Source organism: Pantoea sp. X-Soil-ISGK-275, from assembly GCF_059730795.1.
In genome coordinates, this window is sequence record NZ_AP035978.1 from 81,977 (window position 1) to 106,151 (window position 24,175).

Annotated in this window: 23 protein-coding genes and 2 pseudogenes; 5 read left to right on the forward strand and 20 right to left on the reverse strand. The window is 58.7% G+C overall.

What is annotated here, in order from left to right; genetic code table 11:
* Positions 1 to 16: 16 nt before the first annotated feature.
* The 3 genes and pseudogenes from AC6I8A_RS23895 to AC6I8A_RS23905 all read left to right on the forward strand — a co-directional run.
* Complete coding sequence (locus AC6I8A_RS23895; RefSeq protein ID WP_497819408.1) at positions 17 to 367, forward strand: helix-turn-helix domain-containing protein; 351 nt, start codon at positions 17 to 19, stop codon at positions 365 to 367.
* Between the two features lie 134 nt (positions 368 to 501).
* Positions 502 to 761, forward strand: a pseudogene (locus AC6I8A_RS23900) (efflux RND transporter permease subunit); the annotation flags it as partial.
* Positions 747 to 1,277 (forward strand): annotated as a pseudogene (locus AC6I8A_RS23905) (hypothetical protein); the annotation flags it as partial. The pseudogenes AC6I8A_RS23900 and AC6I8A_RS23905, both read left to right, overlap by 15 nt.
* 167 nt (positions 1,278 to 1,444) lie before the next feature.
* Here AC6I8A_RS23905 and AC6I8A_RS23910 read toward each other — a convergent pair.
* The 3 genes from AC6I8A_RS23910 to AC6I8A_RS23920 all read right to left on the reverse strand — a co-directional run bounded on the left by AC6I8A_RS23910 (position 1,445) and on the right by AC6I8A_RS23920 (position 3,527).
* The gene (locus tag AC6I8A_RS23910; RefSeq protein ID WP_497819409.1) at positions 1,445 to 1,786 is read right to left on the reverse strand and encodes an ASCH domain-containing protein; all 342 of its coding nucleotides are present in this window, start codon (positions 1,784 to 1,786) and stop codon (positions 1,445 to 1,447) included.
* Positions 1,787 to 1,976: 190 nt separating this feature from the next.
* Positions 1,977 to 2,333, reverse strand: coding sequence for a nuclear transport factor 2 family protein (locus AC6I8A_RS23915; RefSeq protein WP_497819410.1), 357 nt, complete (start codon positions 2,331 to 2,333; stop codon positions 1,977 to 1,979).
* Positions 2,334 to 2,642: 309 nt separating this feature from the next.
* On the reverse strand, positions 2,643 to 3,527 hold the full coding sequence (locus tag AC6I8A_RS23920) for a LysR family transcriptional regulator (protein WP_497819411.1): 885 nt from the start codon (positions 3,525 to 3,527) through the stop codon (positions 2,643 to 2,645).
* 102 nt (positions 3,528 to 3,629) lie between these two features.
* Between AC6I8A_RS23920 and AC6I8A_RS23925 the strand changes: the two genes are divergently transcribed.
* The gene (locus AC6I8A_RS23925) at positions 3,630 to 4,724 is read left to right on the forward strand and encodes an NADH:flavin oxidoreductase (RefSeq protein WP_497819412.1); all 1,095 of its coding nucleotides are present in this window, start codon (positions 3,630 to 3,632) and stop codon (positions 4,722 to 4,724) included.
* A gap of 38 nt (positions 4,725 to 4,762) precedes the next feature.
* A complete protein-coding gene (locus tag AC6I8A_RS23930) occupies positions 4,763 to 5,644 on the forward strand; it encodes an arginase family protein (protein WP_497819413.1) in 882 nt (293 codons plus the stop codon).
* A gap of 1,293 nt (positions 5,645 to 6,937) precedes the next feature.
* Here AC6I8A_RS23930 and repA read toward each other — a convergent pair.
* The 17 genes from repA to AC6I8A_RS24015 all read right to left on the reverse strand — a co-directional run bounded on the left by repA (position 6,938) and on the right by AC6I8A_RS24015 (position 24,119).
* On the reverse strand, positions 6,938 to 7,804 hold the full coding sequence (gene repA / locus AC6I8A_RS23935) for a plasmid replication initiator RepA (protein WP_497819414.1): 867 nt from the start codon (positions 7,802 to 7,804) through the stop codon (positions 6,938 to 6,940).
* Positions 7,797 to 7,868, reverse strand: coding sequence for a RepA leader peptide Tap (tap, locus tag AC6I8A_RS23940; RefSeq protein ID WP_369404263.1), 72 nt, complete (start codon positions 7,866 to 7,868; stop codon positions 7,797 to 7,799). Before tap ends, repA begins: the two co-directional genes overlap by 8 nt.
* A gap of 227 nt (positions 7,869 to 8,095) precedes the next feature.
* Positions 8,096 to 8,350, reverse strand: coding sequence for a replication regulatory protein RepA (locus AC6I8A_RS23945; protein ID WP_497819415.1), 255 nt, complete (start codon positions 8,348 to 8,350; stop codon positions 8,096 to 8,098).
* Between the two features lie 134 nt (positions 8,351 to 8,484).
* The gene (locus tag AC6I8A_RS23950; protein ID WP_497819416.1) at positions 8,485 to 9,018 is read right to left on the reverse strand and encodes a phospholipase D family nuclease; all 534 of its coding nucleotides are present in this window, start codon (positions 9,016 to 9,018) and stop codon (positions 8,485 to 8,487) included.
* Between the two features lie 217 nt (positions 9,019 to 9,235).
* On the reverse strand, positions 9,236 to 11,428 hold the full coding sequence (gene trbC, locus AC6I8A_RS23955; RefSeq protein WP_497819417.1) for an F-type conjugative transfer protein TrbC: 2,193 nt from the start codon (positions 11,426 to 11,428) through the stop codon (positions 9,236 to 9,238).
* The gene (locus AC6I8A_RS23960) at positions 11,415 to 12,545 is read right to left on the reverse strand and encodes a thioredoxin fold domain-containing protein (protein WP_497819418.1); all 1,131 of its coding nucleotides are present in this window, start codon (positions 12,543 to 12,545) and stop codon (positions 11,415 to 11,417) included. Before AC6I8A_RS23960 ends, trbC begins: the two co-directional genes overlap by 14 nt.
* Before the next feature lie 12 nt (positions 12,546 to 12,557).
* Positions 12,558 to 13,772, reverse strand: a complete 1,215-nt coding sequence (locus tag AC6I8A_RS23965; protein ID WP_497819419.1) for a secretion/conjugation apparatus DotM-related subunit — start codon at positions 13,770 to 13,772, stop codon at positions 12,558 to 12,560.
* A gap of 110 nt (positions 13,773 to 13,882) precedes the next feature.
* Positions 13,883 to 14,545 carry a plasmid IncI1-type surface exclusion protein ExcA gene (gene excA / locus AC6I8A_RS23970; RefSeq protein ID WP_497819420.1) on the reverse strand — a complete coding sequence of 221 codons (663 nt, stop codon included), beginning with the start codon at positions 14,543 to 14,545 and terminating at the stop codon, positions 13,883 to 13,885.
* Between the two features lie 66 nt (positions 14,546 to 14,611).
* Positions 14,612 to 16,750 (reverse strand): DotA/TraY family protein, encoded by a 2,139-nt coding sequence (locus AC6I8A_RS23975; protein WP_497819421.1) that lies wholly within the window; start codon positions 16,748 to 16,750, stop codon positions 14,612 to 14,614.
* An 88-nt stretch (positions 16,751 to 16,838) separates the two neighbouring features.
* The gene (locus AC6I8A_RS23980; RefSeq protein ID WP_497819422.1) at positions 16,839 to 17,042 is read right to left on the reverse strand and encodes an Hha/YmoA family nucleoid-associated regulatory protein; all 204 of its coding nucleotides are present in this window, start codon (positions 17,040 to 17,042) and stop codon (positions 16,839 to 16,841) included.
* Positions 17,039 to 17,461, reverse strand: coding sequence for a hypothetical protein (locus AC6I8A_RS23985; RefSeq protein ID WP_497819423.1), 423 nt, complete (start codon positions 17,459 to 17,461; stop codon positions 17,039 to 17,041). Before AC6I8A_RS23985 ends, AC6I8A_RS23980 begins: the two co-directional genes overlap by 4 nt.
* Before the next feature lie 29 nt (positions 17,462 to 17,490).
* A complete protein-coding gene (locus AC6I8A_RS23990) occupies positions 17,491 to 17,871 on the reverse strand; it encodes a hypothetical protein (RefSeq protein ID WP_497819424.1) in 381 nt (126 codons plus the stop codon).
* A gap of 11 nt (positions 17,872 to 17,882) precedes the next feature.
* Positions 17,883 to 18,455: a conjugal transfer protein TraX gene (gene traX, locus AC6I8A_RS23995; protein WP_497819425.1), complete on the reverse strand. Its 573-nt coding sequence runs from the start codon at positions 18,453 to 18,455 to the stop codon at positions 17,883 to 17,885.
* Positions 18,452 to 19,213: a prepilin peptidase-dependent protein gene (locus AC6I8A_RS24000; protein ID WP_497819426.1), complete on the reverse strand. Its 762-nt coding sequence runs from the start codon at positions 19,211 to 19,213 to the stop codon at positions 18,452 to 18,454. Before AC6I8A_RS24000 ends, traX begins: the two co-directional genes overlap by 4 nt.
* 18 nt (positions 19,214 to 19,231) lie before the next feature.
* Positions 19,232 to 20,455, reverse strand: a complete 1,224-nt coding sequence (traW, locus tag AC6I8A_RS24005) for a conjugal transfer protein TraW (protein ID WP_497819427.1) — start codon at positions 20,453 to 20,455, stop codon at positions 19,232 to 19,234.
* An 18-nt stretch (positions 20,456 to 20,473) separates the two neighbouring features.
* Positions 20,474 to 23,524: a putative type IV secretion/conjugal transfer ATPase gene (locus AC6I8A_RS24010; protein ID WP_497819428.1), complete on the reverse strand. Its 3,051-nt coding sequence runs from the start codon at positions 23,522 to 23,524 to the stop codon at positions 20,474 to 20,476.
* On the reverse strand, positions 23,496 to 24,119 hold the full coding sequence (locus tag AC6I8A_RS24015) for a conjugal transfer protein (protein WP_497819429.1): 624 nt from the start codon (positions 24,117 to 24,119) through the stop codon (positions 23,496 to 23,498). The genes AC6I8A_RS24010 and AC6I8A_RS24015 overlap by 29 nt, the downstream gene beginning before the upstream one ends.
* Positions 24,120 to 24,175 lie beyond the last annotated feature (56 nt).

Consider the following 24,175-nt stretch of genomic DNA (forward strand, 5'->3'; position numbering starts at 1 on the left):
AAGAAGGAGAATGGGGATGACAAAAGTACATGAAGATATCATTGAATCGCTGATTGCATGGATGGATAAAAACGCTGGGCAGCAACTTACTGTTGCCGCTGTCGCGAAACGATCGGGCTATTCCCATTATTATATACAACGATTATTCAGACAGTACACGGGTATTCCTGTTGCCCGATATATACATGAGCAGAAAATTATCAAAGCCACAAATGCCCTGAATGAAACGGATGCGTCAATTATTCAGATTGCGCTGAATAATGGTTTTGGATGCCAGCAGACATTTACCCGAGCATTTACAAGATATCACGGCTTATCGCCGGGGAAATGGAGGAGGTCTATGGCCGCAGAAATAATTCGTTCCTGATTTTTAATGCAGTTATTGAATACCTGCGTCATTACGTAAAGTTCTGATGCTGTCAATTTTTTCTTTTTTCTTGAACGTTGCTGAAGTCCTGCCGCCGCGAAGCCGCACGTCTGATTTAAACAGGGGCACGCCATATGTCCTCGCGTTTTTTTATTTACCGGCCCGTTTTTGCCTGGGTCATTGCCATCCTCATCATGTTACTTGGAGGGCTGGCAATAAAGCTTTTGCCTGTGGAGCAGTACCCTGATGTTGCCCCGCCAGCAGTCAGTATTGATGCAACCTATACGGGAGCTTCTGCTGAAACGCTGGAAAACAGCTTACCCAGGTACTAGAACAGCAGCTGACCGGCCTGGACAACCTGCTCTATTTTACGTCCAGCAGCGTCTCAGATGGTTTTAAGGCTGAACAAGATGGCGCGAACATACACAACCAGACGGAATGGTTCGGGCCCCATCGTCGAGTACTCACTTTGAAGAGCAACACCCAATTAACGCTGGCCACTGATGGCCTCTCGACACCCTGGGCTGGCATTGCAGACCCGGAAAATGGCGTAGGATGTGAACTTTTCATGGAATTAGACGCTTCGAGTATTACCAGCCACCTGATTGATGACTGGACTCATCTCTTGATTAGCCTGGGGGATCTCGTTGCCGATGGGTATCAGGTTGCTGCCGATGTTGAAAAATATGGTGCAATCCTGTTTTGCACTCTTACAGACGAATATAACCCAATGACCCGAATCATCCTCAGCCGTGATGGCCGTAAGATTGATAATTTGCCTTTCGGTTCCGTTCCGCTGATACGTGTAACGCCGATAGCAGAGTCAGAGATTGAACACCTTGAACAATCTGATGAATGGGCATCAAGCGCAGCAATACATGCTCTCGCGGAACGGCAGATTGAAACATAGACAATTAGCGCGACGCTGTTCACGCCCCTTCCGGGGTAAAATGAGTTCGACCACTTTACTTAAAGTAAGAACAGCATCAAATAATTGAATCTTGTTCTGCTGTGAGCGAACAGCGGACATTTACTGATAACGACTGGAGTTTCATCACATTAAACATAATAACCCGGTCATCTCTGCTTAGCTTTAACATACGCCTCAGGCGGTAAATGGTGGATGACCACAACTTCGGAATCCATCTCTATGCTCGGGTAGTGCTCACGCATCCCTTCCAGAAGTTCGGCATCCGGCCATTCCTTGCTTTTCCCAAGTCTGGCCGCGACGTCAGAAAGCGACATCCTTTCAACGCGCGTGACCCACACCATGACCGTGTCGGATGCATCCCGCACGTTTACGTAAAGCATCGGACCCGGCACAATTTCACGCTCCCGCCAGCGGATGGTGTGAAGTTTCCTGCCTGCGCGGACGTCTGGCAGCAGACGGGGGACGATCTCAAGATTCTGCAATGACATGACCTCCGGCGAAAAAAAGGCTCCCCGCAGCGGGAGCCTTCAGCACATACAGCAGCAGTATCAGTGTATACCCCTGGTGAGGCACACTAATGTTATCGGCCTCTTCTACATGCACATAAGCGCAGCCGGCATCATTTTTCCTGGTACCTGCCAGGTGTCACGTTTTTAACATAAGAGTTCGGTCACGAACCTAGGCACCACATGCTGCTGGCGTTCCCTGGTGAAAAACCAGACTCCACTGTCCTTCCTCTGAACACAACCAGCATGAGGAACGTAATGCAGGACGGCTGCCGTCAGCATAAGACGTCCTGTAGTGAAGCATGACGCAACCTCCCGCCATTTCGGTAAGCCGGAAATTGCTGCTGATAATAGCCGATGCCATTTTCTCGCTTAACAGCGATGTGATCGTCTCTGAACGGTCAACCATCACGCCTGACCGGGTAATTTCGCGAAATTCCGGGTGAAGAAGCCGCTCAAGCCACTCGCGATCGTTGCGCCTGTCGCCGTGAAGGCTGCATTCAAGCAACCTGAGCTTTTCCAGAAGCATTTTGCTTATCCTCATGTGATTCTGCCGGACACTCTCTTTTAACATAAAAGTGCTACCGGCACCCCCTGAGAGGCCCTCAGCGCGTTTCTGACGCGAGCGGGTCGTTTCCGGCACCTTTTAACGCCCCTGATGGTTTCGGCGCTTCTGCATGGTTATGCAGTGAAATCTGTCCTCCAGGGATTAGTGCATGCAGATGTTGGAAACGTCCGCTTTTGGCACAAAGTGGACGCTATCCGGCCCAATGTCCGCTATGAGCGAAAAGCGGACATCACGATCCCTTCACCTTCTGCAAAAAGGAAAAATTTCTGTTCATGACATCAGGTCTTTCAGCGATGACTTTAAAGCATCAAGGAAGACAGTAACGCGGCTCGGCAGGTAGCGCTTTGTAGGAAATAATGCCCATATCGCCAGCATGTGAGGCTCTGCATCAATAAGAGTTATTTCAACGAGTTCTCCGGCTGCAAGTTCAGAGTGAACATCTGCTTTTGTTAATTGAGCCAAACCCGCACCGGCCTTACACATGCTTCGGACACCTTCAACATTGTTGCAAATTAACCGTGGCTCAAATAGATGGCTGAGTTGATTTCCATCCTTTTCAAACGTCCACTGAGACACCATTGCTGTTCTCAAACATTGGTGATGAGTCAGTTCTGCAAGACTGCCGGGTATCCCGTGTCGTGACAGATAAGCCGGTGAGGCACAGAGAACCCGGGGATTGCTACTGAGTCTGTGTGCAATCAGGTTTGAATCACTAAGGGGGGCGACCCTGATGGCCACATCGTATCCCTGACCCACGATATCCATCACGTCATCGCTGAGGTTGAGATCGATTTTCATTTTAGGATTAAGTTCCATGAGATCAGGCAGCAGGGGAAGTATGTAACGCCGGCCGATACCGGAAGGAGCCGTAATTTTCAGCAGGCCTGAGGCCCCGCCAGCGTCCTCACTGAATATAATCCGCGCGCCCTGCTCTGCTTCCATCATGGTTCTGGCATAAGGAAGAAATTCTTCGCCCTCACTGGTCAGTGAGACGGCGCGGGTCGTACGCTGAAATAAACGCACACCTAAATCCTTTTCCAGTTGAGCGAGATGTCGCGACACGCTCATCGCACTCATATCAAGCCTGCGGGCGGCCTTAGAAAGATTGCATGTTTCCGCAAGAATGGTGAACAGTTCGACATCGCGCAAATTCATTTTATCGAATTCCGTTATACAGTGATGCATTTTCTACCAGTATTACATTCATTATAACGGGATTATAATTATTTTTATTATAATTGTTATCGGAGAGTCATCATGTATCACGCATCTTTATATCAAGCCAAATCCATTAACCGTGCCCTGTTCCGCAATCGAATTATGGTTGCCCCTATGACGCGTATCTCCGCGTCTGAAACCGGCGTGCCGGGTGAAAAAATGCAGGACTATTACTCCCGCTTTGCCCGTGGGGGTTTCGGTGCCATCATCAGTGAAGGTATCTATATTGACCAGGCGTGGTCACAGACCTATGCGTTTCAGCCGGGCATTGTGAATGAAGAACAGATCTCAGGCTGGAAAGTTATCGTCGAAAATGCTCATCAGAACGGTGCACGCGTTATAGCTCAGCTTATTCATGCCGGGGCACTGTCTCAGAAAAATATCTATCGGCCGGACTCTGCCGGTCCTTCTGCCGTAAAGCCTAAAGGTCAGCAGCTTGAGTTCTATCATGGTTCCGGAGAGTACCGTACACCCCAGGCGCTCGGTGAAGAGCAGATCAGCGAAGTCATCTCCAGTTTTGCTGAAAGCGCAGAGCGGGCCGTCGGTGACGCAAAATTTGACGGGGTGGAGATCCATGCGGCTAACGGGTACCTGCTTGATCAGTTCCTGACAGACTACACAAACCAGCGTACAGATGGATGGGGCGGTTCACTGGAAAACAGGCTGGCCATTACGCTGGAAGTTATCCGCGCAGTGCGCCGCAGAATTAGCGCAGATAAGGTTCTGGGCGTCAGAATCTCGCAGGGAAAAGTAAACGATTTCCATCATAAATGGAAAGAAGGCGAAGAAGGCGCCAGGACAATTTTTGGTCTGCTCGCAGATGCCGGTGTGGACTATATCCATGTTACTGAATACAAATCCTGGCTCCCTGCATTCGAGAACGGCGATAAGAGCCTGGTTGAGCTTGCCCGTGAGGCCGCTCCGAAGACAATTATCATTGCTAACGGTGGGCTGGATGATGGTGAAACGGCAGAAAAACTGCTGGGTATGGGGGCTGACTTTGTTTCTATTGGTAAAGCTGCGCTAGCCAATCCTGACTGGCCACGTAAGGTCGGTAGCGGTCTGCCACTCCACGATCTGCCTGGCGACATTCTTTCTCCGGTTGCTGACATTAAGGAAAAAGAGCGCTTTTAGTTGTTATTACCGGCTGTTCTGAAACCCAGGGGGTTAAAATGACTGATAAGACGGAAAAAACGATCAGGCTCTTATTTCCACAGTGGCAGGGTGGCAATCAGGAGCTTTATGGGTTTGGTGCCCGGCTGCTGCACTGGCTTTCCCCGGAGACATGCTCCCCTCTGCATACTATCAGCGTGCCGGAATTTAACCCGGACACACCTGAGCCTGAAGAGGGGCTTCTTTATCGCCGGCAGTTACTCAGCCAGCATGATGAGGCCTGGGCGATACTGGAAAAAGAAGATCCAGATCATATCGTGGTATTTGGCGGTGACTGCCTTGTAGACCAGGCCCCCTTTGCCTGGATGAACCACAAACACAATGGCGAAATGGGCGTACTGTGGATTGATTCACACCCTGATGTGAAGACTCCGCGCGATTTTACCAACGGCCATACTATGGTGCTGGGCAATCTTTTAGGCGGCGGTGATCCGGAGTTTGCTTCTAAAGTAAAGACCCCGGTAGAACCCTCACGCGTCATGTATGCCGGCCTGATTAAAGAGGGGCTGACAGAACAGGAAACGGCCGTTATCAGCGATCTGGGTCTGCAGGTAGCCCGACCGGAAGATCTTTATGAAAGCAGTGGCATGATCACCCGCTGGATAAAAGAACAGAACATCCGCAAACTTGCCGTGCATCTGGACCTGGACGTCCTCAACCCGGACGTCTTCCGTTCGCTGCTGTTCGCAGAGCCTGAACCTGAGTTTGACTGGCAGGCGATGTACCCGGTAGGAAAACTGAATCTTGCTCAGACGCTCAGGATCATCCGTGATGTCTCTGCTGAAACAGAAATTGTGATTATAGGTATTACCGAACATCTGCCGTGGGATGCCTGGAATCTAAAAGAGTTTCTTAAAAAGCTCCCTATTTTGAATGAGTAAGTGCCAGGTCTAATGTTATCCGCACGTTCATCTTCAAGATGGACGTGCGGATAACACTAGACATTAAAAGCAATGGAACCTTTACTCTCATCACCAGTTATGTCCGCTTCTGGCACACAGCGGACGCAATGTTTCATCGTAATCCGATTTAAAGCAATTACGGCGGGCGAGCAGTGCGCAGCCGGCCTTCTGAATGACGCCCTGGCGTCATGGAGGCGCCAGATGACTTGAGATATATAACTCCGATGGTAAACGGCGCCGTACGCCCGGCGTAGCCGGTTGATGACCCATAAAGACTGCAAGTCCATCCCCTTCCCTGATTAGCCTAACTCCGCTTTCAGCAATGAAGAAGTTTATGTAACCCCTTTTAACCCCGGTGAGCGGGCTTTACGGCGCTTGCGACGTAAAGGGCGTGATTTCCGGGGCCTTGGCGGCGGCAGCTTGCTGCTGACGCTTAGGGGGGTGTTAAACGCGACTTTAAGCGATAAGCACGGAACTTAATACGGTAGCTGCCAGACGCCGTTTAAGCAGCGGCCTTTCAGCCGCGTATTAGTCTGATGGTCGAAGACGAAAGACAGAGACCGCGGGCCTCAGCATTACAGCAATGCCTGTGGTAGTTACATCATCCATCTATAAAGCGACTCTGTTCCGGCCCTCTGGGCCGGGGCGGCGGCGCTTTTCAGGGTGGATTTCGCACAGGGCTTAAGTTCGGTTGTTTTGAGGGTGAATTTATTGTGTGTTGTAACTACTGGGTCTGCCCGCCTTGGCGGGAGCTACTTAAAGATGCGAAGCGCCTGTTACGAACCGGCGCGAACGACAGTTCGCTGCGAGGGCGGCATTTAATTGTCCACACGGCGAAGGCGTATAGGTTTTTTCCTTAAAGGTAAGTAATAACGGTTTTTTAAAAGAAAGTAGATCGGGTTTTTAAAAGGATCATCGCGGTTTGAAAAAAGTTCGAATCGCAGTTAACTGGCTCTTCGGTCAGGAGATTATATAAACACCCTCTCGCGGTTAATGTAGATAACTCAGAAACTCGCCAGGGCGTGACTTCAGCGTCGCTGCTTCGATGAATTAATGGGCTGAGTATGACCTGGACTTATGGCGGGCATCAGCCACAAGTGGATAATATTCATACATATGGAGAATCACAGGCGAGCGTGGGCCTCCGGCGCAAACCGGATAGCTGAAAGAATGGGGGTGAAGGTAAAGAGCGGAATTTCAGGCCGGATTGCGAACGCGGATAAGCCTGCGCCAGAGCGCCATTCGGTAGAACCGAAGGATATCAGAAACGCGTCAGGTGGTTACAAGCTTGTCGTCATCAAGACGCGTATAATGGCCACGCGACATCTTCATGCGCTCCGCCACGCGGCGTTCGATTTCTGCTCTCACCGCGTCCAGGCCACCAAAGAAGCGACCGTTAACGATATCTTTGTTCAGCTGAGTGCGGACCAGCACCTCAATATCTTTACGAGTGCGCGGTGCGTCTTTGCGCGCACGGTGACGTTTCATGCCGTGCTCCCGGCGCGACTTCTGGTACTCGCGGAAGCGTTCGCGCACGAACGCCCAGGCTGCGTTGATGAGTTCACCGGCGTCTGCGCGTGGTAACCCCCTCTTCTCACGCAGACGGTTTTCCCACTCGATACGGCTGCGGCGTGCAGCAGCAACGGCTTCCTCCGAAACGTCCAGTACCTGCCACATCAGCGGCGTGAAGGTGATATCTGTCGGGATGTTACAGCCGATCTCTTTATCGTACTCGGTGTTGTAGGTGATGAGCTTCAGCTGCTCAAGCGTATGGCAGGCACCCGTGAATCGGGTGATCGAGAGACGTTTTTTCTCTGTGGCCAGCCCGCAGCGGATGCTCATGGTCGTGAGCGAGGCGCCCACGCGGTTGGCCAGCGGATTCAGATACCAGCACATTGCCTGAAGTGTTGCTTCCAGCGCGCGCATACGAAGCTTGGGTGGCCGGCGTTTGCGTTCGCCACGGGCGATCGACATTGCAACCAGCATCTGGAATTCCACGCGTTGCGTAAACCCCACCGCCTTCTTACGAATTTTTTCGCAGAACGGCAGAGTTTTCTTTCCTTTTTCGGGGACGAATTCCGGATTCGGATTTTTTACCTGCCGGTAAAATGAAGTGTTTTCAGGTACCTGTTCAGTCACGCCTTCCTGCGCTTATGTTGCACAGAAGGAGTAAGCACCGAGGGTATTGCAGTTTTTCGGGCATGAATCTATACTCCCCGCATAGAGCAACAGCTTCTATGCAGAATAAGTGGGCCCCGTTAGTCTTCTACCTAGTCGCCAAACTGAGGAAGATTATCGGGGTTTCGTTTTTTCTGGCCTTCAGTAATCTGTAAGTACCAGTCTCTTGCCATATTGCGGCGTGGCCCGCCAGAATTCTTTACGGTTTGCAATCTATCACTTCAACAGACATACGACAAGAAAGTAATGCCATTACTTATTGCCAGCTTCAAACGCCTGTTCTAAAAGACGTTCAATATACTCAGCCTGTGTCATGCCTAGTTTGTCACACTCGACCAAAAGCCGGTCTTTTAATGGATTGCGCACAAAAATCTTAACTTCTTTATGAGTTAGTTTTTTTCTGGCCACCGCTGCCTGCTGCTTTTCAGAAGCACTTAACGGATTACCTTTGCGATATGGGCGCTTAGATCCTGCTGAGGAAGTGACCTCGTTAGCTGACTGTGACATCTCTGCCTCCTCCACTAAATTCAGAGCGAATTTTGCAGAGAATACTACATAACCCATAAATCAGCGACTTAACTTTAAGCTGGAGAGTGATCGGCGTTGGCGCGCGGACCACTCTCACTTTTGTCAGGCGTAATTCAGTAAGTCGATCGCCAGTCCGTACCGCCATCCCAGCGAGACTGCCAGTGCGTCAGGTACATCTGCGCCAGCGAGGGCACCCCGCGTACGACCAGCACGTTCTCGGAATTCGACTCCGCTGCGCTCCGGGTATAGTTAAACGAGCCGAGCTCCACGTTCTGGCCATCGGTGATGATCACTTTGTCATGCATGATTTTGTACTGCCCGTTAGTGCGCAGCGGGATGCCGGCGTTGACCACCACGTTCATTGCTGCCTGGCTCGCTTTGCTGCGGTTGCCTTTGTCGTCCACGACTACCCTGACGTCCACACCGCGACGTTTTGCCGCAACCAGGGACTTAACGATCGTGGGCGAGGTGAAGCTGTAGCCCATCAGGCGGATACTCTTGTGCGCCTCGTCCAGCGTGCGGAGGACCAGCTGCTCCGCGCTGCCCTCAGGCGAAAATCCGACGTCAATGGAAGGCGTCGCGGCTGATACGAGCGCGACAAAGCTCAGCGAGGTCGCCATAGCGATCGCTGCAAACGTTAATTTCATGTTTTGTTCCTGCAGTAAGCCGGCAGTGGCCGGCAATCAGTCTGATGATTCATGTTGCAGAGGCAAAAAAAGAGGGCCTTAAAGGCCCTTAAAGGGATCAGCATTACAAACGTTTATTCAAGCAGTGGCAGACTGTGAAGCAGTCTCACGGTTGTTATCGGACTCAGGCTAAAATGCTTTAGCCCTTTCGCTGTAAATAACCATACGTGACAATCGGTTAGCTAAACGTTTTAGTGTTTTCAGACGCCAGCGCCACATAGTTCTGCGCGGCTTTTTCAATTGCCTCGCGCCCCACACCCATCAGGCGGGGTTCGCGCAGCCGGACCTTATAGCCCCGTCCCCGCGCAGGCAGGCTTTCCAGCACCATGTGCCAGAGTATCGCCGAACGCACCGCAGCTGAGGGCGCCCGCTTCCAGCTGTATTCGCACTCGAGGGAGAATTCACATACGGCGGCAAGCGCCGGGTCGGTCAGCACCAGCCCACGGGTATCCTGCGCGGCCGGGGGCGCGTCCAGGACCTGCAGAATGTGCTGAACCCGGTCGGCCCGCACGTAGCTGCGGCGACGGCGATAAGGCATGGTGGCCAGCAGCCGGGCTTCGGATGGCGGGCTGACCTCCATAAAGCGGTTGATGCGCACCGCTTCCTTCGTAAACTTGTCGGCATCGCTGATATATAGCGAGCTGCCGCGCACAACCTGCCCCCTGAAAAGCGTGACGTTCTCACCCTCCTGCAGCGCCTGCACCTCCTCTACGTCGACCTTTTTCTTTTCGCTCACCTGCAGGCGCGGATCATCGCTCAGGCCGCTCCCGAGGATGCTGCCCTGCTGCACCAGCGCACTCATATGCGCGCGGTATTCGGTACCGGCCATCAGCTGCAGAATTTCCAGCGTGTCCTTCGGATCCATAATTTTGCCGGTGATGCGCACGCCCATGTTGGCAATCAGCGTCCACACCGCGTCGCCTGCCGCCGTCTTCAGACGCTGCACCTCCTGCCCGGCCAGCAGCAGGCAGTAGCCCAGCGAGCGGATCTGCGTGGCCAGCTCGCCGAGCTTCTCGCTGTAACCGGCGCCCACCTCGTCAATAATCCAGAGCAGCGGAAAGCGGTCCTTAAACTTTCGCACCTTCATGTTCTCGTCCGGCCGCCCTTCCAGCTTTTCGCCAAGGTCCTGGCTTAATATCATGGCCAGCTGCGACTGGTAGAGGCGGCCCAGCGTGCTGCTTTCCGTGGCGGACAGCTCCAGCGCCGGCACCAGCACGGTCAGGATACGGTCGTTGTGCACCACGTCTCTCAGGTCGATGTCGCCCGCGTCGCGCGCAAAGACGTGACCATAGGTGTCGTTGAACAGGGTCAGCATGCGCGTGTACTGCTGCATCAGGTAGCCGTGCTGGCGGTTCGCCTCCGGGTCCCACTCGGACGGCGTGGCCACCTTGTCCATGTCAAAGCCGGCCAGCGTGCTTAGGTAGTTCTCCAGCGCCACGCGGATTTCCTCGTGCCACTGCTCCTCAACCGCCTGCACGTAAAGCCCGGCAATTTTGCGCAGTGGCAGGTGCGCCTGAATGGTGCGCTGCGACATCACCGTGCCCTCGCGCCGGCACTTATAGACCAGCGCGGTCACCAGCGCCTGGTTCATGGAGCGGGCCTTTTCCTGCCAGTCGCTGCCGCTGCCGCCAGTTTTGGGCAGCATGGAATCCATCAGGTTGATGGTGTAGGTCTCCTGCGCGATGCCGAACACGTTGGTGGTGTTCGTCTGCGGGCGGCCCTTCACGTCTTCCAGCAGCTCCTGCGCGCGGGAGCGACCACCGGTGATGAAGTTCATCATGCGCAGGTCGTCCTCACGGCCGAAGCGGCGGGCCATGGACATCATGGCCAGCGCCACGTCGTTCTGCGCCTTGTGGTCAGAAAAAATGACGCCCTTACCCCAGCACAGCGCGTTAAACACCCAGCCCAGCAGCGTCTCCGTTTTACCGGCACCGGTGGTACCGAACATCAGCACGTGACGCGTCAGGTCGTCCATGGAGAGCCACAGCTCCCGCCCGGCGTCCCTGCCGCGCAGGTAGCCGGCGTACAGGATACCGGCCGCGCGGCTCGTGTGAATGCGCACGGTGGCCACCGGCAGAAAGCCCAGCACCTTTGCCGGCACCTTTCGCTCGTTCGACGGATCGTCCCGGTTAATGTCGGTTGGCATGCGCATCGGCATCTTCCAGCGGCCGGCGGGCGCCACGACCAGCGCCCAGAACATCAGCACCGGCAGGCTCAGCACCAGCGTGGCGGGCCAGACGATGCCGGCCACCACGGCGGCCAGCATCCCCCAAGCCAGCGTGCCGGTCTCGCTCAGTACGTCGATGAGCCACGAGCGGCCCGCGTGCCGGTTGACGCGCGCGCTGTCGAGTGCAGCGTTATTGTCCGCCATGATCGCCTCCGTTCAAAAAGTCCGCGAGCGCCGCCGGCGAGCTCAGTACGCTCTGCGGCACGTAGCGGCCGTCGTCTGAAATCGTCCAGGGGGTGCCCGGCAGTCGGTAGGCCCGGAAGGCCACCTCGTTGACGCCGATCGCCCCACGCGCCGTTTCCGCCTGGGTCTCACTGGTGTCCGCCGGTGCGGCCGTTGCGGCGCCCGGAACGCCGATACCGGCATCGGCGGCAAAGAGCTGCTTCCACGCGCTAGGACGGTCAGCTTCGGGCAGTGCCATTACCGGCGTCAGCGTCTTCAGTGACGCCTCACGGCCCTCGATGGTGACCGGGAAAATCACCACGTTGACGGTGCCGGCAGCGGTTTCAAAGTGGCGCTCCATGCGCTGACAGTTCGGGCATGCCGGGTCGGCGAACACGTAAATTGTGCGCGCGTGGCCGGATGACAGCGGTACGGTGAACAGCCCTCGTGATGCCGCGTTATGAAGTTTTGCCGGCAGCCCCGCGCGCACGCTCAGCGGAAGGTCCCAGCCGTCGGCTGCGGCGGCGGACGGCTGCCCCCGCGGCGCAGGCGGTTGCAGTGCCGGACGGTCAGGTTGCACATCATTCTGGTTCGGCATCAGTACCGGGGCACTCCGCTCAGCGGATGTGTTGCGGGCAGGGCCGGCCACTGAATTGAACACAGGCTGGGCATCCACTGTAGTGAGAAGACGGGAGCCTGAAGACGAAAGCAAGCCAAAAGCCATGACGGCTACTGTCATCAAGGCACCCGTCAGACAGACCGCTGCAAGGGCGCAGCCGTACTTCGTGAGTCTCCGGCTGCGTATACGCTTACTCTCTGTAGTGGTCAGCAGGTCAGAAATACAGCGCAGCAGCTGCGCCGCGTCATCGCCGCGATATAGCGGAGCCAGCCCATCCTGTGCGTTCTGCGCGTACAGGCCGTCGCCGTGCAAGACAAACCACGGCTTCTTCTGGAGCGAACAAACAAACAGCATGGTTAAGCCTCGCCCTGTCAGCGAGTCCGCACCCACTTTTTCGTCAGTCTGTAAGCGGTGGACGCTCAGCAGGTCGCAGGTAATTTCAGCCCCGAACGGGCCCTCTCTGCGTGAAGTTGTCATCATCAGATCCTTGTCTCAGCGCACGCCGGCGCCGTCAGAAAATTCATCTTCGCCCGGTCCGGGCAGATAAAGTGCGTCAGGGAACGGTATGTCGCGCTGCGGTTTCGCGCGTTTCGGCCGCGCGTCGCGCGGGTACACGAGCCCCAGCGACTCGAGCTCAAGCTGCAGGCCGGTCACTGCCTCATCCGTCATCAGCGGCGGGCGCGGCAGATTCATGCGGGCGGCCATCCGCTCCGCCCGTGCCTGCGCCACGATGCCCGCTCCCTCCACGAACACCTTGGCGGTGTCAGCGGTGTGAAGTCCGTACCACAGCGTGCGGTCGCAGCCCTTTAGCCAGCGAAAGCGCGCCGGCGGCAGGCGGAGGTCGCGTCCGTAGAGCCCGGCCAGAGCAGAGCGCACCGTCCCGTGCATGTTCAGCCACTCGCTGACGCCCGGACTGGCCAGCACGCGGGCCACGTGCTTTTCTGCAATCAGCCAGTCGGGCACGCTGCGAAATTCCGGCGTGCGAAACAGCCGGCGGGTCATGCAGGACCGGTTCAGATCATCCAGCAGCGTGGTGGCCGCCTTCCTGTCCCCGGTGAACACCTGCAGGCCAAAGACGGCCAGCAGCGCACGCTCATGCGGCTGCCACTGGTCAGGTGACGTTATAGCCGGCCCGTTCTGTGCATCGAACAGGGCTTTCGCCGCGTCGCGATCGAGCACGCGGCGCTTAATCAGCCCGTGCTGCTCCGCAAACTCTTCGGGCTTCAGCGCCCAGGCGTTTTCCGGCGTGGTGTCGTTCATGAGTCCGTCACCGCGATGCCCGGACAGCACGGGGATGACGGAAGGCGCGAAGGTGGCCATTACGCGCGGCAGCGAATGGATATCGATCGCGCGGCGGCTGCGAAAGCCCAGCGCAGGATGACGCGCCAGCGCCCAGCTGGTCACCGCGACTAACGGCACCATGGGCACGAAAAGGATGCCGGCGGTGAGGTTCATCACGTCGCGCCATTCGGTCAGCTTCACCGACTCCGCGCCGTTGCCGGTGGCGGCCAGCAGGTTGATACGTTCGGCGGCGTAGCGGTGAATCTGCGGAAAGTCGGCGAAGCGCCACAGCCAGTAAAGGAACCAGCAGCTCCAGCGCACAAAGTCAGCAAAGAAAAGCCAGCAAAGCAGCAGCGTCAGGCCAAGGGTGATCATCACCATGGCCGGCTCGTTATTGCCGGTGGCGTTCGGATTAGAGGTGTACATGTGAGAGTTTCCGGGATCGGAGACGGACGCAAGGGCCCGCCAGACTTCAGATAAGAAAACACCGGCGCGGGGCCGGTGTCAGAGGAAAAGCGTCAGAATGTCGGGATAAATCAGACGACCTGCGGGACCACCACGTTGTGTTCGAACTCAACAAAGCGGCTCTGGCGGCCAACATACTCCGGCCACGGCTCCTGCGGGAACGATTCTGAATAACTCTTGTGGCTCATTGCGCCGATCGTATTAAACAGCTCTTTGGTCACGGTCGGATGCGCATTAATGCTCAGCACCGGTACCTCAGGATTTCTCGTGTTCAACCGCAGCGTACTGCCTTCCAGTTCGCGCTCCGTCCAGTCACGCATGGTGAGGCCGATGACGTCGACGACGCCCTTCTTCACCATGTGGATGTACAGAAGATTGCCTGATCTGATATCGACCCCCAGATATTTACCCCGGCCCGCATCCATAACCTGATGATGCTTCTGTGGACTGAAACGTTCGTCACTGCTGAGCAGGGTGACAATCTGTTTAAGCTGGCGACGGCGACTAAGTATGCCAAATCGACGATATCCGAGGGGGATAATAATCGCAGCCCATATCAGGGCAGAAAAGAGATAGTAACCACCGTCAGCTCGAACCATCGTATTGCCAAAGATACCAACCAAGGTGGCAAATGCCAGAAATACCAAGCATGGAAGTACCAAGAAATAATAAAGTACTCGGGTAAGTGCCCAGATAGAATCAATCAAGTTATCATGACGTTGTACTGTTTTCATGGCATCCTCCTGCCGTAATCCCTCTGATTAAATTATACGCACAACTGTAAATAAAGCCAGGTGAAATTACCTGACTCCGTCTTTATTACCGGGCCCTTCAGGATTGTTAACTTTTTGAAGACCAGGCGTTCTGCGAGCACCACCTCCTGCGCCGGCAAACATCCCTTTGACGTCTTCAACCAGTCCACCCATGATGCCGGCCATACCAGCACCGCCTAGGAAGGTAATCACGTAATCGGCAAGCGTGGCCTGCAGCCCGAATACGCGCGTCACGCCAAATGTCGCAATGCGGGCGTAGATCAGCAGCCATCCCACCATTTTGAATAACCCGATGATTGAGTCGGCGTTAGCGTTGGCCAGCGCGGTTCCAAACAGCAGGTTTAAGAGCGTCCCCCCCGCCATAACGGCAACAGAGGCAAAAAAGAACCCGAGCACCATCAGGGAAGGACGCAGCATCATATCAATCAGGAAGATATAGCCATACGCACTGCGGCTGCCCTTATCTTCCTCGGCACCAAGGTGTGTCGCCGACCACATAGGCCCGGCCGCACAGCCCACCATGACGCTGACCAGCCAGTTAAATACCCCTACCATCCAGTACAGAAACGGTACCGCTGGCAAAAATACCGCCAGTGAAAAACCCACTGCAAATAAGAGCAACAGCAGGAAATAAAATGGCGGTGACAGTTCAGTCAGAACGTCTTTAGCCGCTGCAGTTACGTTGAAAGGAAGTATTCTTCCAACGGTGCCCAACAGTGAATTATCAGCAGCGGAAGCCGCCGCGTAGACCAGCGTGTAAGTTGTTAATGCACTCTCGCTTGCCAGAAGTGTGTAGTCACCTATGGTCTGCATCTTGATAAGAGGATTTACCTGGTTGGAAAAATCCGCCTGAGTGCCAATTGTCCAACTACCTAAGGCGGTAGTGAGCTTCTGCATTGGGCTATTAAAAATACCAACGAATATTGCATCCGAATCTGTTGCGTTCGCAGCTGCGCCGTCATCTTTAGCCGTCTGCGAACCGAGAGGGGCTGTGTAGGTGCTGTTCTGCACCTGCGATCGATACGCCGTAAACACCTGATGAAACAGGTCACCGGTGCCCGTTTCGCCGTGCAGGCTGGCCCCTGCAGTCACCGGCGCAGCGTTGGCCACCTCGTTCGTTTTGCTGTTGGCCGTCGCAAAGGTGTTGTACCAGGCGCCCAGCGATATCCAGCCGTAGGTTTTAAGCTGCGTCGTCAGCTGACTCTGCAGCGAGTCTTTGTAGTTCAGCTGGTTCAGCGCGTTGTTGACCGTGGTTTCATACGCGGCCGCCGCGTTCTGAATGGTGGTCTCGGGATCGCTCAGGGTGCCGGTATCCTGATCGCGCCGGCTGAGATAGGCATCGACGTAAGCCTGCGCGGCGGCATCGAGCGTGGACTGCATGGTGTCCAGCGCGCCTCGCGATGCCGTGGTGACGCTCGCCGTGTTCACGGCCGATCCAAACAGGCTGTCCATGACGCCGGTTGACGGCTCGGGGATGCGGGCGCTGCCGCAAAGCGCGCTGCCGTTACCCGTGGTGTAGTCGCCGTTTCCGCCTTTCGTTTCCATCAGCGCCGTTCGCGCCTGCCCGTCCTGATAGAGCGAGGACAACTCGCGGTTGGTCGCGTACTTGCACAGGTTCATTTCGAACACCGCGCGCGCCGCCGACCGCGTGGAGGGCGCCGTGGGCTGCACGACCAGCGACATCCCGCTGCTTATCATGTCAGCCGCCTTGTCGGTGAACAGGTTCGCGCTGCCGATGCCCATGGTGGAGGCTGCCCACAGCATCACCAGCTGCGACAGCGACCAGCCTGACGCGGTCGGCACTAGCGTGATAAAACCGGCAAAGCTCATCACGGGATGCAGCATGGTCCGGCCGGCGCTGAATACCTTACCGTCCTGTCCACCTTTGAACACCGTCTTCAGCGTCACGATGAGGAACCACACCAGCGCGACCGAGCAGAGCACGCCGTTCAGCAGCGCAAACAGCGAGCCGATAAGCGTGACCTGCCCGGGCTGAAACGGCGTAAGCACCACGTCGCCGAATATCATCACCAGCGCCTGCCGGGACAGGTCACCGGTCTTACTGGCGGCATCGCTGATTGTCTGGTAGTCCACGCCGTCGGCGAACGCCGGGCAGGACGCGGCGCACAGCAGAGCCGCCGCCTGAATTTTTGTCAGTAGCTTCATGGTTTACCTGTGGGTCAGGGGATGACCTGAGTGAAAAGTGTTGGGGATGGCAGTATGTGAAGTGCAGGCGGGCTGAATGCGCTTAACGTTACTCCACGAACCGCCACACGTGCATCGGCACGCGGTCGAAAAGCCTGCCGGCGGCGAGCTCCGCCCTGCGGTGGTCCCAGGCACAGGTCATCGCATACTCGTCCGCCGGGTCGCCGCTGTATTTCAGCATCTCGTAAACCTTCTCCAGCGTGTCGGGCGACTGGTGACGCCGGAACTTCAGCAGACATTCATCACGGGTCATGAGCTCTCTCCGTCCGATACGCGCCTCAGAGCGCTGACAAAACGGCTGACCGCCGCCGGCTCAAACAGCAGCTGCCCTTCGGACCTGACCGGCACCGGCAGCGTGATACCGCGCAGGCGCTTACGCCGGCTGACAGCCTGCCAGAGCGCCAGCGGCGCAATGCCCGCCTCTCTTGCAAACGCATCAAGCGGTATCAGCGGTTCGCCGGAGGGCGCGGGATGATCCGCAGGCTCACGGGCGTGCCAGCGCGCAGCAAACGCCGTGGCCTCAGCCTGATCGAACATCAGTGCCGCACCGTGCACCTGCCTGCGGGCAGGCAGCAGCATGCCGTCCAGCTCGCCCGTGGTGCGCACGGCGTGAAGCAGCTCTCCCGGCCGCACCCGGAGCAGGCCGGCAAACACATCGAGCCGTATATACATAAAAGTCCTCCTTCAGCTCAGTCAGCCGCTCACAACGCGAAATGAAGCACAAGCGTCAGCAGCAGGGTAAAAATCAGCAGGTAACACAGGGGTTCTGTGAATTCCGGATTCAGCCTGAAAGGGGATGACAGCGTATTCTCACTGGCGGAGTCAAGCTGGCTGATAGCCTCATCAATGACGACGGTAACCGCGGGTTCGGTTTCCGTTCCCTGCAGGCTCAGGCGTGCATTATGCAGATGCGTAAGCACCTCTGACCTGCATTGTTCCGCTACACTGCTCTGCCCTTCCCTGCAGGCACGGCGGGCGCTGTGCACCAGGTTCATGATCGTCTCATGCCGCTCACCCAGCTCCGCATCGTCCAGCAGGTTGATAACGCGGATAAGAAGCTGTTCGCGCGTTTTATTTCGCATGCGTAGTCTCCTTAAAGCAGGCCGCCGCTCAGCACCTGCCGGCACCAGCGCGTCTCCTGCAGATAGTCCTGAAAACTGCCCTTCTCTGACGCCGACACCCGTTTTTCCGTCAGCTGCCACAGGCGGAAGCTGGTGACCAGCGCCTGCACAAACCCGGTCGCCGCGAGTAGCAGCAGCACGAGCATCACGCAGCCCACGCGCAGCCAGCCGGTCCCGCCGATGCTGCTGCCCGCAGCAATCAGCATCAGCAGGAACCCCATCACCGGCAGGCCGGTAAGCCACATCAGCCCCCACCATATCCAGCGGCTGACGCGCAGGTTACGCGCAAGGCGGGCGGGCGGAAGCCCGCTGTCCGCCACCGCCTGCGACCAGTCAGCGGGGCGGTAATCTCCGGCGCCGCGCCCGGCCGTGACCTCGCGCAGGCGCTGCCACAGGCGCGAGACGTTGCGCCCGGCGTGGCGGCTCCAGCTGGACACCTCCCACGCCGGCAGGACAACGTTCAGCGCTATCCAGCCCACGCGCTTCGGCGTGATGCGGGACGTCTTTGCGCTCCCTTGCGGAGCGGCTGAATCAGATTCTTTCACAGGGGATCTCCTTCTGCGGTCAGGGTTGGCTCAGCGAGCGAAAACGTGACGTGATGAAGCGCCGCCAGCGCCTGCAGCGCGTTAAAGAGGAAGCCGTACACGGACGTCAGCGCCTCACTTTCCATGCAGCGGATGTCGGGCGTCAGGAAGATGACCTGTCCCGGACGCTGGCGCAGCGCGCTGAGGCTGAATCCCGGCGCGCCCGTAAACGTCTCCGCCACGTGCGGATGGTGGAAGATGGCCATGCGGCCGCGGATAGCCAGAACAGACTCGCCGGCGCCTTCATGCGTCAGCAGCGCGCGCGCCGCCTGCAGCGCCGGAGGGTGCGGATACTGACGGCTCCAGCGGGCGATAGCCGTCCACAGGTCGTCAGCCCACAGCTGACCGGCCAGCGCGCCGAGCCCGGATGAGCGCCCGATGAAGTGGGCCGTGTCGTCCGCGAACGCCAGCACGCAGGCCATCAGACTGCGCGTCAGGTCGCTGTGCACGTCTGCCGGAAACAGCGCGGCGGCCAGCGCCTCGCTCCCGTCCGTGGCGTGCACGTGGCGCAGCGCGCCCAGCACGTCCCATACGTCGCCCTCCTGCGTCTGTCCGGGCGCCAGGCGCCACGCCTGCCACAGCGTTTTCCAGTGCGGCGCCTGCCAGAAGGCCTCCCACAGCGCGCCGCAGGGGTCCAGCACCAGAACCGGGCCGGCGGACGCGTCCAGCAGGGAAGAAAGCGCGCCGGCGTCCGGCGCGAAGGTACCGCTTGTCGTCATGGAATGCTCCGTAAGGAATTACTTAGCGCTCACGCCGGCGCTCATCTGCGAGGACAGCGCCTGAAGCTGCGGGGCGTATTCATTTTTTGCCGCCAGCGCCAGCTGCTGGCCGCTGATGATGTTGGCCTGACGCAGCTCGTTTTTAATGCCGAGCGCCAGCCAGTTGGCCAGACTCTGCTGGCGCGCCATCTCGCGCGCCAGGTTGTCGCCGTCCATGCCCTGCAGGTCGGTGACCCACGCGGTGTTGGCGTAGCGGCGGCCCACCTCGAACGCCTCAAACTCGCGCTCGCTCATGGTGCCGGTCTGCTTTGCCTGCGCTGACGCGGTCTGCTGGAAGTAGCTTTCCGCCGACGGCGCCTGCCGCGCCTCGGTGAGCGCCGCCTGCGTGGCGTCCTGCGGCTGGCTCGCCGCCACCATGTCCAGCTGCGGCTGCATCGCCGCGCTCTGCATCGCCTTGTACTGCGTGAGCAGGCCCTGATACTCCTGACCGGTGGCGGTCTGGATTTCACCCTTGCCCGGCGTGCGCCCGGCGTCGAGCTTCGCCGAGTTGTTCACGTAGGCCATCGCCGCATCGGTCTGCGCCTGGGTGAAGGTGAGTTCGGGGGCTTTACCCGCCGGACCCGCCCCGTCGTAAAGCGAACGCGCCTCGGTATCGCCGCCCGGCAGCGGCGAGACGCCCGGGCACAGCCCGGTACCGCCGTACAGCTTCGCCTCCTCCGCCGTACAGTAGCCCGCGTGAATAAGCGCGCTGCGGTAGCCGCCCTGCCGGGGCGAGGTGGGCAGGCTTGCCAGCGTCTCCCGCACGACCGCACTCGACACGCCGCTGCCGCCGGCAAGCTTTGACGCCGCCGCGCGGGTTGCCTGACTCACCTGCGCGGCCGTGCCGGAGGCCGACTCGCTGCAGATGCTGTCCGGCACCGTGTAGGCCGCCCGGGCCTTCTCCAGCCGGTCCGCCTGACGGTTAAAGTTCTCCGCTTCGCGCTGGGTGCGCGCCGCTTCCGTAATGGCCGTGGTGGTTTTGTCCGAGGACTGCACCACCGCCGTGCCGGTCTCCTTCTCCGCCGACAGGATTTCAGCCAGCGTGGCCTGCATGGTCTGCAGCGCGGGCATCACCTGCGTTGTTATGGGCACACTGCTCATTTCCTCTGTCGGCCAAGCCAGCGCTTTCGGCGCCAGCGCCGCCAGCACGCAGGCGGCAAGCAGCCGGCGCCCCGCGGGGCGCCATGGTGTGGATGTATGCATGTCAGAACTCCTGAGGGGTCAGAGGTTGTAGCCCTGTTTATCGATAAGCTCGGTGGCGAGCGTGCGGATGACGTTGTCGCCGCGCGCCTCGCCCGCGGTGCGCTGACGGTGCTCGATGACCTTCTCGGCCGAGCCGTTCGGGAAGGAATTCCCGAGGATGCGGCGGGTCGTGCCGGCCCCAACGTCTTTTTCAAGCATGCGGCGCAGCGACATATCCACCGGCGTGGTGCTGTGGCCCCACAGCTCCTCCGGACCCACCGTGTTTTTCATGATGTGGGCAATGGTGCTGCCTCCCCTGATGCGGAAGATGCCAAGAAACGGTACGCCGCTGCCGTCGGCCGCCGGGCCGCTGCCCATGCGCTCAAAGCGGTCAAGCGTGGCGTCAGGTACCTTAAAGCGCTCTTTCAGCAGCGCGCGGTCTTCCGGATCCACGCCGACCATGTAGACGGAGTTGGCTGACTGGCGCAGCGCGTCGGGCATGTCGCGGTAGTACTGCGAGGACAGCACGGTGCGCACGCCAAACTTGCGCTGCTCGCGGTCGGCGGTTTCGAGCATCGGGAAGATAAAGGAGACGCCCTTCGCGTTGTGCAGCTCGTCGTACTGGCGGGTTTTAACCTCCTGGTCGAGCTGATCCACGCGCGCGCGGTGCATGGGGTGCCAGCGTTTATGAAGCGCGGGAAAGAGCTCGTCCTGATACTGCGGCAATACGAAGTCGCCGCCCGCGATGTGGCCGGCAAACAGGTACATCATGCCGGTCTGCAGATAGCCCGCCTTTGACTTGTCGCCGGCGACGTACTGAATGTCGACCGTAATGACGCGCGCCTTCGGGCTTATCATGAAGCGTGTGCGCCCGGCGAACATGCGGTACTGGCCGCAGGCGTCGCGCAGGCAGCGGGCGATGTACTCAATCAGCGGCTCGCTGCTGCCGTCGCGCTGAATGTTTCCGTACATGCTTCTGAAGTTCTCGCTGAGCAGGCGCGGCGCCATGTCGGCGAGCTCCGGCACCGCCTGAAACTGCGCGCGCTGCGCGGCGGCCGGGTGGGCCGCGTCCTGCAGCAGGTCACGCACCTCGTACCAGGTGGCGTTGTCGCGGTAATCCGGGTGCGCCTCCCAGATGCCGGCGTCACTCAGCGCCGCGTCCACCTCCGGCACGAGCCCCGGCTCGTAGCGCCGCGGTTCCTCGCGACAGGCCTTAAACGAGTCGCTGACCAGACGGCGCAGAATGATCGGCGTATCGCGGCCGTTGGGCGGCACGCTGGTGCCGGGGTCAATACACAGGGCCTGCAGCGCGTTCTCCATAAATTCGGATTCGTAGCTGAGCGGCATCGAAAGCCCCAGCTGGATGTCGAACAGGTTGCGGCAGTGATTCGCGTCGTTACGCAGCACGACGCTGAGCACCTCGTCCTGACGCTCCGGCGGCAGCGCATCACGCAGTATCGAGACCATGCCCTGCGAGCTGAACCCCTTATCAATGCCGGCAAAGAAGGGTAACTGATGCTGCGCGGACATCGCCAGGATGATGGGCTGCCGGTTGATGAACACCGATTTACCGCCGCCGGACTCGCCGGCCACGATGCTGGTTTTTTTGGTCTGGTTTGAGGGCGCGAGCGCCACCGGCATCAGCTTGCCGTCCGGCGACACAAACAGCGCGTTGCCGTCCTCGCTCCAGGCCGTCGTCGGACGGGTAAGCGGCATCAGGTTCAGCGCCTCAGACAGCGGCGGATACATCAGGCACGGCCCGCCTGACGCAGATGAGGCCGTGAGCGTAGCCACCCACGCCTTAACCGGGTCGCCGAAGGTCTGCGTTACGCCGCAGATCCCCCACGACGTCAGCGCCTGCTGCAGCAGCGTCAGGTTGCGCGTCACCGTTTCCGGAGAATCCCCCCAGGTCGCTGCGGTGATGGTCATCATGCACACCGGCTCGTGCATCTCGCGTTCGGCCAGCATCGAAATGGAATCGAAAATCGGTTTCAGGCCCGGCACCCAGGACGCCATGCTCAGCACGACGTGTTTGCCGCCGAGGCGACGCATGCCGCCGGGCATCAGGTCCTTGCGGATGCGGAACGGCACGCTGCGCGGAATCAGTTCGCGCAGGCGGGCAAAGCTCTGCGGACTCTGCGGCCCGAGGTTCACGGCGAGCGTGCCGTGCCAGACGCCTTTAATTCTGATCAGGTTGTTGCGTATCTCATCAACGCCCGCGCCCATAACCTGAAAGTTCAGCCAGGGGGCCAGCAGCGCGGTGGCGTCCTCCCCCTGACGCACCCCCCGGGGGATAATGCGATCGTCCGGCAGCAGCGGCTGCCAGTCAGCGCCAGTGCCCGGGTCCACCTGCGCGCGCAGCACGCGCCCGGCTTCGTGCGCATCGATGCGGCGCATCAGTACGCCCCTGCCGCTGTCGCCGAGCGCCCGCTCAACCTGCGAGAGGAAGGCGTCGTGGCGGATTTTAAGGCCCGCCAGCTCGGTGAGCAGCGGATTCTGCCCAAACGCGGCCGCCGGGCTGCCCTTCACCAGCTCCTTCAGGCGGGCGTTTTCATCACGCAGTTCGTGCCCGGCCAGCACGCCGCGGCCGCTGTAGCAGACAAGCCAGGTGCGCTCCGCGTTGACCCAGGGCGTAAGCTTCTTCACCTGCTCATCGAGCATGTATTTCAGATCCAGGCCGGTGCGCTTCAGTGACTGATACTGCGGCGCCAGCAGCCGACGGAGGACAGCCCCGCCGCCGTCCGGATCGCACTCGTGTACGGTGCTGATTTTATGACCCGTATGGCGATAGTGGGAGTTTAAGGACTCAGTCATGCGGTCAAGCCGCCCCTGCCACGCATCGTCATGCCCGGCGGCCAGTTTTTCGTCTGCCTCACTGTAGCTGCCGGCAACTTCATAAACCGTCAGATAGTCGCCGCGATGAGTCACCATGATGTACGGCGCGCTCAGCTCCGGGTGACGAATACGATCGTCGTCGGTGAGGCGCACCACGGTCTGCAGATCGCAGTAGTCGGGCAGATCGCGCGACACGGCAAAGCGCGTCGCGGCGGTGATCACTTCTTCAGTCCAGCGGATGAGGCGGTTTGGCATACAGGTCGCTCCGAGTATAGGTTGCCCATGCCGGGGTATGCACCGCGTTATCGGCGGTGCGGCCCAGCGGCAGCAGCAGGGTCAGGTCGTTAAAAACGTCAGCGGGCAGAATGAGCGCGCAGCCCTCGAGCCGCTGCTGCATCTGCGCGCGCTTTACAGGCGGAAGCCGCGCGAAGGCCGCGGCGAACTCGGGCGCGCGGGAGGTGCCCCACATGCCCTCCACCTCACGTGCGTGGCGGGCCAGCCAGTTCCAGACGCGCCTGCCCTGTTTACGCACGGCTTTACTCTCGCTGTGCTGCCCGATAAGCGCACGGCGCTGCAGATTGATGATGTCGGCGGCGGGTGCATCAGGCAGCCAGGCGAGATGTCCGTGCGCGGCGGTGGGGCTGTCGAGGTTAAAGGTCAGCCAGCACAGCGTGCAGATCGGCTGCGCGTCCGGCCCCTGCCACAGGCGCTGCGCGCGCGTACCGCAGCAGCGGCAGGGCGCGCCGGGAGACAGCGCCACAGGTCGCGGGGATTCGTCTTCACCGCTGACGTCCGGTAAAAGCGGCAGCAGAGAACCTGCCACCGGAGCCGGCGTATGATTCAAAACCATAGTGATGTCCTGTTCGAACAAGAGGAGAACTGTCCGGGTAATCCGGCAGTGATGCG

Excerpts from the sequence above, each read along its gene's own strand:
- AC6I8A_RS23895 (WP_497819408.1), top strand. The coding sequence starts at position 17 with ATGACAAAAGTACATGAAGATATCATTGAATCGCTGATTGCATGGATG.
- AC6I8A_RS23910 (WP_497819409.1), bottom strand. The coding sequence starts at position 1,786 with ATGTCATTGCAGAATCTTGAGATCGTCCCCCGTCTGCTGCCAGACGTC.
- AC6I8A_RS23915 (WP_497819410.1), bottom strand. The coding sequence starts at position 2,333 with ATGCTTCTGGAAAAGCTCAGGTTGCTTGAATGCAGCCTTCACGGCGAC.
- AC6I8A_RS23920 (WP_497819411.1), bottom strand. The coding sequence starts at position 3,527 with ATGAATTTGCGCGATGTCGAACTGTTCACCATTCTTGCGGAAACATGC.
- AC6I8A_RS23925 (WP_497819412.1), top strand. The coding sequence starts at position 3,630 with ATGTATCACGCATCTTTATATCAAGCCAAATCCATTAACCGTGCCCTG.
- AC6I8A_RS23930 (WP_497819413.1), top strand. The coding sequence starts at position 4,763 with ATGACTGATAAGACGGAAAAAACGATCAGGCTCTTATTTCCACAGTGG.
- AC6I8A_RS23945 (WP_497819415.1), bottom strand. The coding sequence starts at position 8,350 with ATGTCACAGTCAGCTAACGAGGTCACTTCCTCAGCAGGATCTAAGCGC.
- AC6I8A_RS23950 (WP_497819416.1), bottom strand. The coding sequence starts at position 9,018 with ATGAAATTAACGTTTGCAGCGATCGCTATGGCGACCTCGCTGAGCTTT.
- trbC (WP_497819417.1), bottom strand. The coding sequence starts at position 11,428 with ATGGCGGACAATAACGCTGCACTCGACAGCGCGCGCGTCAACCGGCAC.
- AC6I8A_RS23960 (WP_497819418.1), bottom strand. The coding sequence starts at position 12,545 with ATGATGACAACTTCACGCAGAGAGGGCCCGTTCGGGGCTGAAATTACC.
- AC6I8A_RS23965 (WP_497819419.1), bottom strand. The coding sequence starts at position 13,772 with ATGTACACCTCTAATCCGAACGCCACCGGCAATAACGAGCCGGCCATG.
- excA (WP_497819420.1), bottom strand. The coding sequence starts at position 14,545 with ATGAAAACAGTACAACGTCATGATAACTTGATTGATTCTATCTGGGCA.
- AC6I8A_RS23975 (WP_497819421.1), bottom strand. The coding sequence starts at position 16,750 with ATGAAGCTACTGACAAAAATTCAGGCGGCGGCTCTGCTGTGCGCCGCG.
- AC6I8A_RS23980 (WP_497819422.1), bottom strand. The coding sequence starts at position 17,042 with ATGACCCGTGATGAATGTCTGCTGAAGTTCCGGCGTCACCAGTCGCCC.
- AC6I8A_RS23985 (WP_497819423.1), bottom strand. The coding sequence starts at position 17,461 with ATGTATATACGGCTCGATGTGTTTGCCGGCCTGCTCCGGGTGCGGCCG.
- AC6I8A_RS23990 (WP_497819424.1), bottom strand. The coding sequence starts at position 17,871 with ATGCGAAATAAAACGCGCGAACAGCTTCTTATCCGCGTTATCAACCTG.
- AC6I8A_RS24000 (WP_497819426.1), bottom strand. The coding sequence starts at position 19,213 with ATGACGACAAGCGGTACCTTCGCGCCGGACGCCGGCGCGCTTTCTTCC.
- traW (WP_497819427.1), bottom strand. The coding sequence starts at position 20,455 with ATGCATACATCCACACCATGGCGCCCCGCGGGGCGCCGGCTGCTTGCC.
- AC6I8A_RS24010 (WP_497819428.1), bottom strand. The coding sequence starts at position 23,524 with ATGCCAAACCGCCTCATCCGCTGGACTGAAGAAGTGATCACCGCCGCG.
- AC6I8A_RS24015 (WP_497819429.1), bottom strand. The coding sequence starts at position 24,119 with ATGGTTTTGAATCATACGCCGGCTCCGGTGGCAGGTTCTCTGCTGCCG.